The sequence below is a fragment of the Acinetobacter sp. FDAARGOS_515 genome (genome assembly GCF_003938865.1).
GTDB classification, from domain to species: Bacteria; Pseudomonadota; Gammaproteobacteria; order Pseudomonadales; family Moraxellaceae; genus Acinetobacter; species Acinetobacter ursingii.
Genome location: NZ_RKIX01000003.1, coordinates 1,536,838 through 1,550,936 on the forward strand (window position 1 = coordinate 1,536,838; position 14,099 = coordinate 1,550,936).

At 42.4% G+C, this 14,099-nt stretch carries 15 protein-coding genes and 5 tRNA genes; all 20 read left to right on the forward strand.

What is annotated here, in order from left to right:
* The first annotated feature begins 1 nt into the window (after window position 1).
* Window positions 2-436, forward strand: a complete 435-nt coding sequence (locus EGS47_RS08780) for an acyl-CoA thioesterase (RefSeq protein WP_125269541.1) — start codon at window positions 2-4, stop codon at window positions 434-436.
* Window positions 437-1,007: 571 nt separating this feature from the next.
* Entirely contained in the window at window positions 1,008-1,334 is a 327-nt protein-coding gene (locus EGS47_RS08785; RefSeq protein ID WP_004995304.1) for an H-NS family nucleoid-associated regulatory protein, read from the forward strand.
* 164 nt (window positions 1,335-1,498) lie between these two features.
* On the forward strand, window positions 1,499-2,242 hold the full coding sequence (gspN, locus tag EGS47_RS08790) for a type II secretion system protein N (protein WP_004995302.1): 744 nt from the start codon (window positions 1,499-1,501) through the stop codon (window positions 2,240-2,242).
* The gene (locus tag EGS47_RS08795; RefSeq protein ID WP_005001848.1) at window positions 2,242-3,075 is read left to right on the forward strand and encodes a type II secretion system protein N; all 834 of its coding nucleotides are present in this window, start codon (window positions 2,242-2,244) and stop codon (window positions 3,073-3,075) included. The genes gspN and EGS47_RS08795 overlap by 1 nt, the downstream gene beginning before the upstream one ends.
* 42 nt (window positions 3,076-3,117) lie before the next feature.
* Window positions 3,118-5,394, forward strand: coding sequence for a type II secretion system secretin GspD (gene gspD, locus EGS47_RS08800; protein ID WP_005001849.1), 2,277 nt, complete (start codon window positions 3,118-3,120; stop codon window positions 5,392-5,394).
* Between the two features lie 69 nt (window positions 5,395-5,463).
* Entirely contained in the window at window positions 5,464-6,117 is a 654-nt protein-coding gene (locus tag EGS47_RS08805; protein WP_005001850.1) for an FHA domain-containing protein, read from the forward strand.
* 84 nt (window positions 6,118-6,201) lie between these two features.
* Window positions 6,202-6,870, forward strand: coding sequence for a phosphoglycolate phosphatase (locus EGS47_RS08810; RefSeq protein WP_005001853.1), 669 nt, complete (start codon window positions 6,202-6,204; stop codon window positions 6,868-6,870).
* Between the two features lie 125 nt (window positions 6,871-6,995).
* Complete coding sequence (gene trpE / locus EGS47_RS08815) at window positions 6,996-8,489, forward strand: anthranilate synthase component I (protein WP_005001857.1); 1,494 nt, start codon at window positions 6,996-6,998, stop codon at window positions 8,487-8,489.
* A gap of 98 nt (window positions 8,490-8,587) precedes the next feature.
* Window positions 8,588-8,663 (forward strand) — tRNA-Thr (locus EGS47_RS08820).
* 58 nt (window positions 8,664-8,721) lie between these two features.
* Window positions 8,722-8,805, forward strand: a tRNA-Tyr gene (locus EGS47_RS08825).
* A gap of 37 nt (window positions 8,806-8,842) precedes the next feature.
* Window positions 8,843-8,918, forward strand: a tRNA-Gly gene (locus tag EGS47_RS08830).
* A gap of 13 nt (window positions 8,919-8,931) precedes the next feature.
* Window positions 8,932-9,006 (forward strand) — tRNA-Thr (locus EGS47_RS08835).
* Window positions 9,007-9,176: 170 nt separating this feature from the next.
* Complete coding sequence (tuf, locus tag EGS47_RS08840) at window positions 9,177-10,367, forward strand: elongation factor Tu (protein ID WP_004991043.1); 1,191 nt, start codon at window positions 9,177-9,179, stop codon at window positions 10,365-10,367.
* 59 nt (window positions 10,368-10,426) lie between these two features.
* Window positions 10,427-10,502: transfer RNA gene (locus EGS47_RS08845), tRNA-Trp, on the forward strand.
* Between the two features lie 69 nt (window positions 10,503-10,571).
* Entirely contained in the window at window positions 10,572-11,012 is a 441-nt protein-coding gene (secE, locus tag EGS47_RS08850) for a preprotein translocase subunit SecE (protein WP_004995290.1), read from the forward strand.
* A 7-nt stretch (window positions 11,013-11,019) separates the two neighbouring features.
* Window positions 11,020-11,553, forward strand: a complete 534-nt coding sequence (gene nusG / locus EGS47_RS08855) for a transcription termination/antitermination protein NusG (protein WP_004985062.1) — start codon at window positions 11,020-11,022, stop codon at window positions 11,551-11,553.
* Window positions 11,554-11,669: 116 nt separating this feature from the next.
* On the forward strand, window positions 11,670-12,098 hold the full coding sequence (rplK, locus tag EGS47_RS08860) for a 50S ribosomal protein L11 (protein ID WP_004637639.1): 429 nt from the start codon (window positions 11,670-11,672) through the stop codon (window positions 12,096-12,098).
* A 3-nt stretch (window positions 12,099-12,101) separates the two neighbouring features.
* Window positions 12,102-12,797, forward strand: a complete 696-nt coding sequence (rplA, locus tag EGS47_RS08865; protein ID WP_004985063.1) for a 50S ribosomal protein L1 — start codon at window positions 12,102-12,104, stop codon at window positions 12,795-12,797.
* A gap of 274 nt (window positions 12,798-13,071) precedes the next feature.
* Window positions 13,072-13,578, forward strand: coding sequence for a 50S ribosomal protein L10 (gene rplJ / locus EGS47_RS08870; RefSeq protein ID WP_004985064.1), 507 nt, complete (start codon window positions 13,072-13,074; stop codon window positions 13,576-13,578).
* 42 nt (window positions 13,579-13,620) lie between these two features.
* The gene (gene rplL, locus EGS47_RS08875) at window positions 13,621-13,992 is read left to right on the forward strand and encodes a 50S ribosomal protein L7/L12 (RefSeq protein ID WP_004985065.1); all 372 of its coding nucleotides are present in this window, start codon (window positions 13,621-13,623) and stop codon (window positions 13,990-13,992) included.
* The last annotated feature ends 107 nt before the right edge of the window (window positions 13,993-14,099 follow it).

Below are 14,099 nucleotides of genomic sequence, written 5' to 3' on the forward strand. Positions count from 1 at the left end.
GATGAATGAACTTGCACAATACCCTGTAATTCACGAACAAGCGGTGGCATGGGGCGATATGGATGCCTTTGGTCATGTCAATAATGTTTTATATTATCGATATATTGAAAGTGCACGAATTCGTTATTTAGATGCTTTAAATATTTTTGATGAAAAGATATATACCGTGGTTGCATCAAATCAGTGCAAATATTTAAGTCCAGTATTTTATCCTGATACCTTGAAAATAGGTGCGCGAGTTGAGGAGATTCGTAATAGTGCATTTAGAATGAGTTATCTATTATGGAGTACAACGCAGGAAAAAGTAGTCGTAACGGGAGAGGCGGTCATGGTGGTGGTTGATCCTGTTCAGCTTACTAAACAAGTCATTCCAGAGCATGTAAAACAGAAAATTCTCATGCTAGAGCAACAAGTAAGACATCAGCTGAATACTTAATCTGTTTTTAAGTTTTCAATGAGATAAAAATCAAGATGTAATCAGACTTCGATTATTAATGTCGAGCCAAGCGGATTTGATTTTTCAAAAAAAATTATATTGCTTGTTTATGTTTTGTTGAAAAATCTAGAAATATGAAGGATATCCATAAGAGGCGATATCCTTTTTTTATGGACATAGTACCTCAATTGTTTTAATAGATTTGAGCGAATGTGGTTGCATAGATAATCACCTACTGGATATCAGGGATTAGACAGAACAATATGTCTGCTCTTTCATCACAGGAAAAACTAATTAAACTGAGGCAATAGAGTTTTAATTACGTTATTTATTAAACTAAGCCTACTTTTTATATTTTTGCGTGTTTTAATTAAGCTTATACTTATAATGAAATTGTTAAGGTATCAGAAGAATATAATGGTATTTGTAGTGTGTTGTTTAAAATTTCGCGTTAATACTTGATTAAGGTACTTAAACTAAACTATGATTAGTTTGAATTTAATTTAAATAATTAATTTTAAATTTTTTGTCTGAATCGCATTTTGTATTTGTATATTGGAGTAGGTTTTTAATGAAACCAGATATTAGTGAACTTTCGGTTGATGAGTTAAAACGGTTGCAAGAAGAAGCTGAGGCATTAATTGCATCTAAAAAAGATCAGGCAATTGAAGATGCTTATAATCAAATTTTAGCAGTTGCTGAGGCAGTGGGCTTTACGGTTGAAGAATTACTTGAGTATGGTGAGCAAAAGCGTAAAAAAACTACGCGTAAAGCCGTTGAGCCGCGCTACCGTAATAAAAATAATCCAGAAGAAACTTGGACAGGTCGTGGTAAACAACCTCGCTGGCTTGTTGCTGAACTTGAAAAAGGTGCAAAACTTGAAGACTTCTTGATCTAGTTTTCATCTTTTTGTCACTCAATCAGTTTAAAGTGAGAAAAACCAAGCAAGAATGCTTGGTTTTTTTATAGAGTTGAATTGGCGATGTTGAAAAAGTATGCATAATGTCTAAAAGAGAAAAATCTCAACAGGGAAAGGCAGTTTGCATAAGTGGTAATGGCTGAATGAAAAAAAAATCGAAGCAAGTGACATGGTGGATATTTGCCGTTATTGCATTTTTAGTCTTTGTGGTTTTACAAATTCCTGCGAATTGGTTAATTTCAAAATTTTCTAAAAATAATCAAACCCTCAGCAATGTCAGTGGCAACATTTGGCAAGGGCAAGCGGATTGGCATCGTGGTAATTTACGTGGCTCTTTACACTGGAATACGCGTCCACTCGATTTAATGTTATTACGGGTCGCTGCCGATGTTGAAGTCCATAGCGGTAATACCCAGTTGAATGGGGTTTTGGGTTATGGTTTTGGTAAAAAAATTATTGTTCGTCAACTCAGTGGTCAGATTGCGCCAGAAACTTTAAAGTCGGTTGTAAACTGGCAATGGCCAGCCAATAGCATTCAACTCAGCGATGTAAAATTTAATTATCAAAAAGATCATGGATTTACTCAAAGCGAAGGACAATTACATTGGGGGGGCGGTGCGTTAACTTATACGTACGGGCAGCGTCAAGAGCGTATGGATATGCCATCATTACAAGGACAATTACAAGATGCAGATGGACGTTTGCAAATTGATATCCGCGATCAACGTAATCAAAAAATGGCAAACCTCGCTTTTGATCAAAATCTCATGCTCGATGCTCAACTCACGCAGCGATTACTGTTAAATGTGCCTTCGTATGAAGGTAAAGCTGGTTTGGATACTTTTGTTATTAGTACCCGTCAACCATTGTTCTCAGGTGGATTGTAATGAAAGCAATGTTTGAACGTATGCAACAGATGCCGTGGCACAAATTCGATAAATTATCGGCCTTGGTGCTCGTTCTTCTGATTTTATGGCTCTGCTGGAAATTGGCTTCGCTATTTTGGTGGGTGGTTGCGCCGCCACAAGCCATGCAGTTTGATCGTGTCGAACTCGGTTCTATGCAGGCACAGATTCCAAATATCACCAGTTTTTCATTATTCAGTGAGCCGACTGCAACGGCAACGAACAGTAATCAGAGTTTTGAATTGCAAGGCGTGATGATTGGCTATCCAAATCGGTTTTCTTCTGCTGTGATTAAAGTGAATGATAAAGCCGAGCGTTATCGTGTGGGCGATACAATTGATAATAGTGCTTATCAGCTGTCGGAAGTGTATTGGGATCATGTGATTTTGCGTCAAAGCAATGGAGCTGTTCAGGAAGTTCGTTTCAAAGGACTCGAAAATGGGCTTTATCAACCCATTGTACCACCCACACAAACTACGCCCACGACACCGACAGCTCCCGCAGCTACGCAAGGGCCTAATGCCATGATTGGGCAAGCAATTCAACAAATGCAGCAAAATCGGGATCAATATTTGCAAAATATGGGGGTCAGTGCTGCCAATGGATCAGGCTATGAGGTGACCGATCATACCCCTTCAGCACTACGAAATACGTTAGGGTTAAGACCTGGGGATCGCATTCTTTCAGTCAATGGACAGGCAGTGGGTCAAGGACAAAATGACGTACAACTGCTAGAACAAGTGAAGCGCGAAGGACAGGTCAAAATAGAAATAAAGCGTGGTGATCAAGTGATGACCATACAACAAAGTTTTTAAGTGATGTTGATCATCATAACGAGTTAGGAAAAAGAGCAGGCTATGGCTTTATTAAATCATCATCGTCCACTTTGGGCTTTACTGGCAGCCGCTCCAGTGATGGCAGCTATTAGTACAAGTGCCTTTGCACAAACATGGAAGATTAACTTACGCGATGCTGATTTAACTGCATTTATTAATGAAGTGGCGGATATTACAGGGAAAAACTTTGCGGTCGATCCGCGTGTTCGCGGTAACGTGACGGTTATTTCCAATAAGCCTTTAAATAAAAATGAAGTTTATGACCTATTTTTAGGGGTTTTAAACGTCAATGGCGTGGTCGCTGTTCCCTCTGGTAATACCGTGAAACTGGTTCCAGATAGCAATGTCAAAAACTCAGGTGTGCCTTATGATGCGCGCAATAGTGCACGAGGCGATCAAGTGGTCACTCGCGTGATCTGGGTGGAAAATACCAACCCGAATGATCTGATCCCTGCATTACGCCCATTGATGCCGCAATTTGCCAATCTGGCTGCCGTGCCAGGAACCAATGCACTTATTGTTTCAGATCGCGCAGCCAATATTGCTCAGCTTGAAACCATTATTCGTAATCTGGATGGTACTGGGCAAAATGATGTCGAAGCGGTTGCCCTACAAAATAGTCAGGCAGAAGAAATCATAGGTCTGCTGGAATCGATGAGTTCAACAGGTTCATCAAAAGATCTCAATGGTTCGCGTGTGCGGATTATTGCGGATACTCGAACCAATCGAATTTTGGTCAAGGGAGATACAGGCAGTCGTAAACGTATTCGTAATTTGATTGAAACACTGGATGTCCCTTCGGCTGACCGTTTGGGTGGTCTAAAGGTTTTTCGTCTCAAATATGCGAGTGCCAAGAATCTGGCAGAAATTCTACAGGGTTTGGTGACAGGGCAATCGGTTTCAGGCTCGAACAGTACTGGTCGTAATAGTGCTGCCAGCTCAAGCTCGAATAATAGTAATAATGCTATTAATGGCCTAATTAACAATCAGAATAATGGTTCGAACTCAGGTAGTAGCTCGATTTCAACGCCATCGATTAACTTAAACAGTGGCTCAAGTTCCAACCAAAATCAAAACTCAATTACCAGTTTTAGCAATAACGGTGTCAGCATTATTGCAGACAGCTCACAAAATGCGTTGGTGGTCAAAGCGGACCCACAGTTGATGCGTGAAATTGAATCCTCTATTCAACAACTGGATATTCGTCGTGAACAAGTATTGATTGAAGCTGCGATTATTGAAGTATCTGGCGATGATTCAGATCAATTGGGTATTCAATGGGCACTGGGTGATTTAAGTAGTGGGGTCGGGCTAATTAGCTTTGGCAATGTAGGCGCAAGTTTGGCTTCCATTGCGGCAGGTTATGCCAGTGGTGGTACCGCGGGTGCTGCTGCGGCCATTGCGGGTGGCACCAATAAAGGCAATGGGGCGACGATTGGGCTAGGGAATTTTGATTCACGTAAAGCCTATGGTGCGCTCATTCAGGCACTTAAAACCAATACTAAGTCCAATCTGTTATCGACTCCGTCCATTGTCACCATGGACAATGAAGAAGCTTATATTGTGGTGGGGCAAAACGTTCCTTTTGTTACGGGTTCGGTAACAACGAACAGTACTGGTATTAATCCTTATACTACTGTTGAACGTAAAGATGTAGGCATCACGCTTAAAGTTGTACCGCATATTGGTGATAATGGCACGGTGCGTCTGGAAGTGGAACAGGAAGTGTCTGCGGTTCAGGATAAAGGTGAAGCGACTGATTTAATAACCAGTAAACGTGCGATCAAAACGTCGGTGTTGGCTGAACACGGGCAAACCGTGGTATTGGGTGGTTTGATATCAGATAACACCTTGCTTTCGCGTCAAGGCATTCCAGGTTTAAGTAGTATTCCTTATGTGGGGCGTTTATTCCGTTCGGATGCACGCAGTAATGAAAAGCGTAATTTGCTGGTATTTATTCATCCCACCATTGTCGGGGATGCGGATGATGTACGTCGTATTTCGCAGCAACGCTACAATCGACTTTATAGCCTTCAGTTAGCGATGGATAAGGAGGGTAATTTCGCCAAGCTTCCTGAGAATGTTGAAAATATTTATCAACCTTCAACTCCGCAAGTGCTTGCACAAGCGCAGAATCCAAATTATCAGCAAGTTCCATCTTCGGGGCAAAATCAGGTTATTACCACGCCAGTTGCCGTTGAGCCTGCTGTGCAGCGACAATCTATTGCCTTACCTGCAAAAGAGGTTGAACGGACTAAAAATACCGTGACCACCACTACAGTACGACCGGCCTCTTAACAGGATTGGCACGAAATCGTATTTTGAGCATGTTATGATGTGATCAAATCAAAATTAGAGAGTTTAGTTATGACTTGGAAGTTACAGGCGATTACGGGTGAGTTTACGGGGCAGGAAATAAGTGTCGATCACGATTTACTGGTTGGACGTGGTCAGGATGCAGATCTGGTTTTACAAGCCGCTGAGGTTTCACGTAAACATGCAGCACTTCTGTTAAAAGATGATCAGCTTTGGGTGCAAGATCTAAACTCTTCAAATGGGACCTTTGTCAATGATTTGCGCATTGAGCAGGAAGTACAACTGCACGAAGGTGATATTGTTCAATTTGCAGGACTCAAATTTTCGGTTTTAGCACCAGCACAGCAAAATCAGGATTTGCCAGAAATTGAAGTAGAACCTGTGGCAGAGACATCAGAACAACAAGTACTCAAAACCCCAGCGCAACAAATGAATGATGCGGGGATGCCTAGCCTGACTGAACGTGCCGCAGAAACATCCGTTAGTCGTGAAGGTATGCCGCAGTCGGTTGGTGTGCCAAAACCTGCACCGATTCCAGAAGGTGCAGAGGTTAAGACCCAAGTCGAACCTGCACCAACGCCAATTGAGCAGCCTGTATCTCGAGTTGAGCAGGAAAAAGAGCAGCAAAAAAATGCATCTGTTGGGCTCATGACGGTGGTTGTGATTATTATTCTTGCAGTATTGGCTTGGCTATTTTTCAAATAAGCAGGCCTTGCCTTTGAGATTGAGGGCATGCATCGGCATGCCTTTATTTATTGAATATTTAAAAAATTGAAAGCAGGATATGTGATGTCATTGTTACAACTTGAACAGCGTAAACTCATTTTATTTGATTTGGATGGAACCCTAGTCGATACTGCCTCGGATATGTATCACTCTATGAATTTAAGTTTAGAGCAGGTCGGTTGGGCGGCGGTGACGGAAGTACAGGTTCGACAATGGGTGGGACAGGGTACAGGTAAACTTTGCGATGCCGTTTTGCAGTTTTTATTTGGTCAAATTGAGCCTGATAAACATCAACAACTCTTAAAAAAATATTTGGAAGTCTATGAACAGGAGTTATGTGTTTATAGCCGTGTATTTGATGGCGTACAGGTTTTTTTAGACACGTGTAAAAATCATCATATTGAGATGGCATGTGTCACCAATAAACCCGAGCATTTAGCCAAAGAGCTATTACAGAAATTACAGATCGATCATTATTTTTCTCTGGTCGTGGGTGGAGACAGTTTGGCATTACGTAAACCAGACCCTTTACCGTTATTGCATAGTATGCAAGTCTTCAATACTACGCAGCCACAAACCTTAATGGTTGGGGATTCGAAAAATGATATCGAAGCGGCTCGACGTGCAGGTATCGATTGTATTGTAGTCAGCTATGGCTATAATCATGGAGAGAATATTTACGATAGTGATCCGCAACAAGTGGTCGATCGTTTGGATCAATTATTGGTTTAAATCAAGTCTTTTATCAAAGAGTGAATAAGGAGTGTGGCATGAGTTTGGTTCAGGTTTTCCGATGGCGATAATCGCGTCTTTTATCAACATTATCGTGCTTAACTAGAAACCATTGAGAGAAATTCATGACAACACTTGCACAGTTTGAACAGTTAAAAGCTGCGGGCTATAACACTATTCCCGTTTATCGCCAGCGTTTGGCGGATACGGAAACCCCACTTTCTGTTTTTGCACGACTCAAAGATCATACCCAAGCGTATTTATTTGAATCGGTTGAGGGGGGCGAAAACTGGGCGCGTTACTCCATTATTGGTTTAGGTGAATCAACCGTTTTTTCCTGCAATGCAGGACAGCTCACTATTAAAAATGCACAAGGTCAAATCGAAACGCAGCAATGCGCTGATCCTTTTCAATATATTCGTGACTATCAAAGCCAGTTTAAAGTTCCTCCACATGCTTTGATTCCAGCATTACCGCAATTTACAGGCGGTCTGGTGGGATATTTTGGTTACGATGCGGTACGTTATATTGAGCCACGTTTAAATAATGTGCCTGAAGCTGATCCAGTCGGTTTGCCTGATATTTGGATGATGTTATCTAAAACCGTCATTATTTTTGATAATTTAAAAGATACACTTTTCTTAATCGTTCATGCCGATACACAAGATGAAGAAGCTTATCAATCCGCGCAAAATCAACTGGATTCTTTAGAAAGATTATTGGCAACCCCTGTCAGTTTGCAAGCCAAAGCGCACACCGCACCCCATTTTGAATCTTTAACAGGTAAAGACAACTTTTTGGCCTCTGTTGAAACTGTCAAAGAATATATCCGAGCTGGGGATGTGATGCAGGTAGTACCGGGGCATCGTATGGTCTCAGATTTTGATGGTGATGCTTTACAGGTATATCGTGCTTTACGTCATTTAAACCCATCGCCTTACTTGTTTTTGGTGCAGGGCAGAACGTTGACCGATGATCAACCTTTTCATATTGTCGGGTCTTCACCTGAAATCTTGTCCAGACTTGAAGAGGGTATTGCGACTGTGCGCCCACTGGCAGGCACACGGCCTCGTGGTAAAACCAAAGAAGAAGATCTGGCTTTAGAGAAGGAACTATTGAACGATGAAAAAGAAATTGCTGAACATTTGATGCTGATTGACTTGGGTCGTAATGATGTTGGGCGTGTCTCTAAAATAGGCAAAGTTCAAGTGACTGACCGTATGGTGATCGAGCGTTATTCACATGTGATGCATATTGTCTCGAATGTACAGGGTGAAGTGCGCGATGACATCGATGCTTTGGATGTCTTTAAAGCCACTTTCCCTGCGGGAACCTTATCTGGCGCGCCAAAAATTCGTGCGATGGAAATTATTGACGAAGTAGAGCCAGTAAAGCGCGGAATTTTTGGTGGGGCAGTGGGTTATTTGGGTTGGCATGGTGAGATGGACATGTCGATTGCGATCCGTACCTGCGTCATTCGTCATAATAAAGTCTATGTACAGGCAGGAGCGGGGTTGGTTGCGGACTCAAATCCTGAGTCAGAATGGAATGAAACCCAAATAAAAGCTCGCGCAGTGATCAAAGCGGTTGAATTATCGTCAAACGGATTGATTTTATGAGTTTTTAGCGGTTTTTTTAAAAAAACCGCTTGCATCGTTTCTGAGTTTTGCTAAACTGCACACCGTTCCGATACGAAACGTACGAAACACTAAGAGACGCCGGCATAGCTCAGTTGGTAGAGCAACTGACTTGTAATCAGTAGGTCCACAGTTCGAATCCGTGTGCCGGCACCATATTAAAGTGTAGCGTAAGTGAAGTAAAGAACTAACACTGAAAGTTAAGTGTGATATTGGTGAGATTCCCGAGCGGTCAAAGGGAACAGACTGTAACTCTGTCGCGTAAGCTTCGAAGGTTCGAATCCTTCTCTCACCACCATTAACTTCGATTGAAGTGGTAAATGTACCAACGCTGTGCGGGAGTAACTCAGTTGGTAGAGTGGCAGCCTTCCAAGCTGCATGTCGCGAGTTCGATCCTCGTCTCCCGCTCCATCGAAGGATTATCGCTCTTATAGCTCAGTGGTAGAGCACTCCCTTGGTAAGGGAGAGGTCTCGAGTTCAAATCTCGATAAGAGCTCCAGATACAGTTTGGTGAATGAAAATTCACAAAAATTTCAAAAGCAGGCTTATTAGTCTGCTTTTAAAGTATTGGGCGTCTGTTTTTTTAGACTAATGTCGATGTGCTGTGTAGCTTCGGTGCCTTTTGTAGCCTCTTGTAGCTTGCTTTCGACTTAAATGAGGATGATCATCATGGCTAAAGCCAAGTTTGAACGTAATAAACCACACGTAAACGTGGGCACAATTGGTCACGTTGACCATGGTAAAACAACTCTTACTGCTGCAATCGCAACAATCTGTGCGAAAACTTACGGCGGTGAAGCGAAAGATTACTCACAAATCGACTCAGCTCCTGAAGAAAAAGCACGTGGTATTACCATTAATACTTCACACGTAGAATACGATTCTCCAATTCGTCACTACGCGCACGTAGACTGCCCAGGTCACGCCGATTATGTTAAAAACATGATCACTGGTGCTGCTCAGATGGATGGTGCGATCCTTGTATGTGCTGCGACTGATGGTCCAATGCCACAAACTCGTGAACACATTCTTCTTTCTCGTCAGGTAGGTGTACCTTACATCATCGTATTCTTAAACAAATGCGACCTAGTAGACGACGAAGAGCTTCTTGAGCTAGTAGAAATGGAAGTTCGTGAACTTCTTTCTACTTATGACTTCCCAGGTGATGACACTCCAGTAATCCGTGGTTCTGCGCTTAAAGCGTTGGAAGGCGACGCTGGCGAATACGGCGAGAAATCAGTTCTTGACCTAGTTGCTGCACTTGACTCTTATATCCCAGAGCCAGAGCGTGCAATCGACAAAGCATTCTTGATGCCAATCGAAGACGTATTCTCAATTTCTGGTCGTGGTACAGTAGTAACTGGCCGTGTAGAATCAGGTATCGTGAAAGTTGGTGAGTCAGTTGAAATCGTGGGTATCCGTGATACTCAAACTACGACAGTGACTGGCGTTGAAATGTTCCGTAAACTGCTTGACGAAGGTCGTGCAGGCGAGAACTGTGGTGTGTTGTTACGTGGTACTAAGCGTGAAGATGTACAACGTGGTCAAGTATTGACTAAGCCAGGTGCGATCAAGCCACACACTAAATTTGACGCAGAAGTATACGTACTTTCTAAAGAAGAAGGTGGTCGTCATACTCCATTCCTAAATGGTTACCGTCCACAGTTCTATTTCCGTACCACTGACGTAACTGGTGCAATCCAGTTGAAAGAAGGCGTGGAAATGGTTATGCCAGGTGACAACGTAGAAATGTCAGTAGAATTGATCCACCCGATCGCAATGGACCCAGGTCTACGTTTTGCGATTCGTGAAGGTGGTCGTACTGTAGGTGCTGGTGTTGTTGCGAAAGTAACTGCATAATCACTTTATACGGTTGCAATTTTTGAGCCGAGAGTCTAGACTCTCGGCTTGTGTGTCCTAGGTCAGTAGTTCAATTGGTAGAGCGTCGGTCTCCAAAACCGAATGTTGGGGGTTCGAGTCCCTCCTGGCCTGCCACGTTATGACAAGCTTGATGCTGACTTAAGTGTCATATAATAAGTCGCGAGTTCAACGACGAGTAAAAAAATGTCGAATGATAAATCGCGTGACGCATTAAGCGACGCGCCAATCCCTCAAAGAAATAATTCTGCCGAAGTTGTCACTTCTGGTTCGCCGTTGGATATTGTACTGTGGGTGATTGCACTGGTACTTTTAGTTGGTGCAGCCATGGTGAATCAATATCTACCTGCGTATTGGCCGCCTGCAAATAGTGTTTGGGTGCGCGTTGGTGTAATTATCGCTTGTATCGTTGTTGCTTTAGGTTTATTATACGCCACCCATCAGGGTAAAGGCTTTGTTCGTTTACTTAAAGATGCGCGACTTGAGCTGCGTCGAGTAACTTGGCCAACAAAACAAGAAACCGTGACCACATCTTGGCAGGTTTTGTTAGTGGTTATTATTACTGCAATTGTATTGTGGTGTTTTGACTATGGACTGGGTTGGTTAATTAAGTTAATTATCGGATAAAAGAGCTATGAAACGTTGGTACATTATTCATGCCTATTCTGGTTATGAAAAACAGGTAATGCGTTCTTTGAATGATCGTATTGCACGTAGCGCTGTTGCCGATAGCTTTGGTGAAGTCCTTGTTCCTACCGAAGAAGTGGTGGAAATGAAGGATGGTAAGAAGCGTAAATCAGAACGTAAGTTCTTTCCAGGCTATGTGTTGGTCGAAATGGAAATGAACGATGAAACTTGGCACATTGTCAAAGAATGTCCAAAAGTTCTGGGCTTTATAGGTGGAACAGCAGAAAAGCCTGCTCCGATTTCACAAAAAGAAGCTGATGCGATTCTTGCACGTGTGCGCAATACTGGTGAAGCACCTCGTCCTAAGACAATGTTTGAGCCAGGCGAAGAATTATTGGTGACTGATGGTCCGTTCACAGACTTTAAAGGAGTTGTGGAGGAAGTTCAGTACGAGAAGTCACGTTTAACGTTGACGATTAATGTATTTAACCGTCCAACTCAGGTTGAACTCGAATTTCGTCAAGTCGAAAAAGCGAATTAACCTGAATTGGTTGGAAAGCGCCCGATCTGATCGGGCATTTGTTATTACAGCATCCTGTATGTTGTGAAGTAAATGTTGGGGAGCCTAGCGGCGTTTGTACCCAGAGGTAATCTATAATGGCTAAGAAGATTGACGGCTATATCAAGCTGCAAGTTCCAGCTGGTAAAGCAAATCCATCTCCACCAATTGGTCCTGCTTTGGGTCAACGTGGTGTTAACATCATGGCGTTCTGTAAAGAATTCAATGCTGCGACACAAAAACTTGAAGTAGGTTTGCCTATTCCTGTCGTGATCACTGTGTACAACGATAAGTCGTTCACTTTCATCATGAAAACTCCACCTGCATCTATTCTTCTTAAGAAAGCTGCTGGTATTCAAAAGGGTTCTTCTGTACCAAACAAAACTAAAGTTGGTAAGTTGACTCGTGCTCAATTAGAAGAAATTGCGACTACGAAAGAACCAGATTTAACTGGTGCTGATTTAGACGCACGTGTTCGTACCATCGCTGGTTCTGCACGTTCTATGGGCTTGGAAGTGGAGCTATAAGACATGGCAAAGTTAACTAAACGTCAAAAAGCCATTGCTGCTGCTGTCGATACTAACAAAGTTTATACTTTGGAAGAAGCGGTACAAGTTCTTAACGATCTACCTGCTGCTAAATTCAAAGAGTCTTTGGATGTTGCAGTTAATCTGGGTGTAGATCCACGTAAATCTGATCAGGTTGTTCGTGGTGCAACTACACTTCCAGCGGGTACTGGTAAAACTGTACGTGTTGCAGTATTTGCTCAGGGTGCTGCTGCTGAAGCTGCTAAGGCTGAAGGTGCTGATATCGTAGGTTTTGATGATCTTGCTGAAAGCATTCAACAAGGTAATCTTGACTTTGATGTTGTGATCGCGGCTCCAGATGCAATGCGCGTTGTAGGTAAGTTGGGTACAATTCTTGGTCCACGTGGCTTAATGCCAAACCCTAAAGTGGGTACGGTTACTCCAGATGTTGCTGGTGCAGTTAAAAATGCGAAAGCAGGTCAGGCGCGTTACCGTGTAGACAAAGCAGGTATTATCCATGCTGCGATCGGTCAAGTAGGTTTTACCGCTGAAGCGATCCGTCAAAACGTTGAAACTTTAGTTGCTGACTTGAAAAAGTTAAAACCTGCAACTTCTAAAGGTGTTTATATCAAAAAGATCACTTTGAGCTCAACAATGGGCCCTGGTTTGACTGTTGATGTAAATAACGTTTCTAACTAATTTTAGTTAAAAGATTTTTAAAGGTCTTGGTGAATAAACGTATTTGATGAATCTTTGAGGATTCAAATATGTCATCAAGCGGACTTTGAATTGGTAAATATTAATTTGCCAGCGTCAAAGACCTCAGGTGGTTGGAGTTTAGACTTTGGCCTTAATTGATTGCCTGAGTAGACGCGGTGGTGTGATTTGTTCCTCCTCCGCGTGTAAGCCGAAAGGTTTACGAATTGGGAGTGCATCTAGCTCAGATGCATAAGTCACCTTAGGAGGTTTTACAATGGCTCTTCTTATCGAAGGCAAAAAACAGATCGTCGCAGAAGTCAACGAAGTTGCTTCTAAAGCGTTCTCTGCTGTTGTTGCTGATTATCAAGGTTTAACTGTCGAAAAACTTACTCAACTTCGTGTTGAAGCGCGTAAGTTAGGTGTTACTACACGTATCGTGCGTAATACTTTGGCTAAACGTTCATTTGAAGGTACTCAATTTGATATCTTGAATGACAACCTTGTAGGCCCAACAATTCTTGGTTTTTCAACTTCTGAAGACGACATGGGTGCAGCTGCACGCTTGTTTGAAGAATTTGCAAAAACGAACAAAGCATTTGAATTAAAAGCTGCTGCATTTGACGGCAAAGTTTATCAAGGTGCTGAAGTTAGCGTTATTGCAAACCTTCCAAACCAAGAGAAAGCACTTACTATGCTTGCCTCTGTTCTTCAAGCTCCTGTTTCGAAATTGGGTCGCTTACTTACAGCACTCAAAGAGAAAAACGAGTCAGAAGCAGCTTAATCACACTTTTACCTTATTCAATATCCATTTGGAGTTATTCTCATGGCTTTAACTAACGAAGAAATCTTAAACGCAGTTGCTGAAAAAACTGTTCTTGAACTTGTTGAATTAATCTCTGCTTTTGAAGAGAAATTCAATGTATCTGCTGCTGCTGTAGCTGTTGCTGCTGCTCCAGGTGCTGGCGCTGCTGCTGCTGAAGAACAAACTGAATTCAATGTTGAATTGACTTCTTTCGGCGCGAACAAAGTTGCTGTAATTAAAGCAGTTCGTGAAGCGACTGGTCTTGGTCTTAAAGAAGCGAAAGATCTTGTTGAAGGTGCTCCACAAGTTCTTAAAGAAGGCGTTTCTAAAGAAGAAGGCGAAGAGCTTAAGAAGAAACTTGAAGAAGCTGGTGCTACAGTTACACTTAAGTAATGCATCAAGGGGTCGATTTTTTGATAATCGGCCCCATAAAATGGCTGATGGCTCTTGGGTCATCAGCCTTTTTGCGTTACAATAATCGGCTCGATTTTTGTTTGTTT

Bases quoted from the DNA above. Each gene is read 5' to 3' on its own strand.
- EGS47_RS08805 (WP_005001850.1), top strand. From the start codon at position 5,464: ATGACTTGGAAGTTACAGGCGATTACGGGTGAGTTTACGGGGCAGGAA.
- rplK (WP_004637639.1), top strand. From the start codon at position 11,670: ATGGCTAAGAAGATTGACGGCTATATCAAGCTGCAAGTTCCAGCTGGT.
- nusG (WP_004985062.1), top strand. From the start codon at position 11,020: ATGAAACGTTGGTACATTATTCATGCCTATTCTGGTTATGAAAAACAG.
- EGS47_RS08785 (WP_004995304.1), top strand. From the start codon at position 1,008: ATGAAACCAGATATTAGTGAACTTTCGGTTGATGAGTTAAAACGGTTG.
- EGS47_RS08780 (WP_125269541.1), top strand. From the start codon at position 2: ATGAATGAACTTGCACAATACCCTGTAATTCACGAACAAGCGGTGGCA.
- EGS47_RS08810 (WP_005001853.1), top strand. From the start codon at position 6,202: ATGTCATTGTTACAACTTGAACAGCGTAAACTCATTTTATTTGATTTG.
- gspN (WP_004995302.1), top strand. From the start codon at position 1,499: ATGAAAAAAAAATCGAAGCAAGTGACATGGTGGATATTTGCCGTTATT.
- rplA (WP_004985063.1), top strand. From the start codon at position 12,102: ATGGCAAAGTTAACTAAACGTCAAAAAGCCATTGCTGCTGCTGTCGAT.
- rplL (WP_004985065.1), top strand. From the start codon at position 13,621: ATGGCTTTAACTAACGAAGAAATCTTAAACGCAGTTGCTGAAAAAACT.
- EGS47_RS08795 (WP_005001848.1), top strand. From the start codon at position 2,242: ATGAAAGCAATGTTTGAACGTATGCAACAGATGCCGTGGCACAAATTC.
- secE (WP_004995290.1), top strand. From the start codon at position 10,572: ATGTCGAATGATAAATCGCGTGACGCATTAAGCGACGCGCCAATCCCT.
- trpE (WP_005001857.1), top strand. From the start codon at position 6,996: ATGACAACACTTGCACAGTTTGAACAGTTAAAAGCTGCGGGCTATAAC.
- tuf (WP_004991043.1), top strand. From the start codon at position 9,177: ATGGCTAAAGCCAAGTTTGAACGTAATAAACCACACGTAAACGTGGGC.
- gspD (WP_005001849.1), top strand. From the start codon at position 3,118: ATGGCTTTATTAAATCATCATCGTCCACTTTGGGCTTTACTGGCAGCC.
- rplJ (WP_004985064.1), top strand. From the start codon at position 13,072: ATGGCTCTTCTTATCGAAGGCAAAAAACAGATCGTCGCAGAAGTCAAC.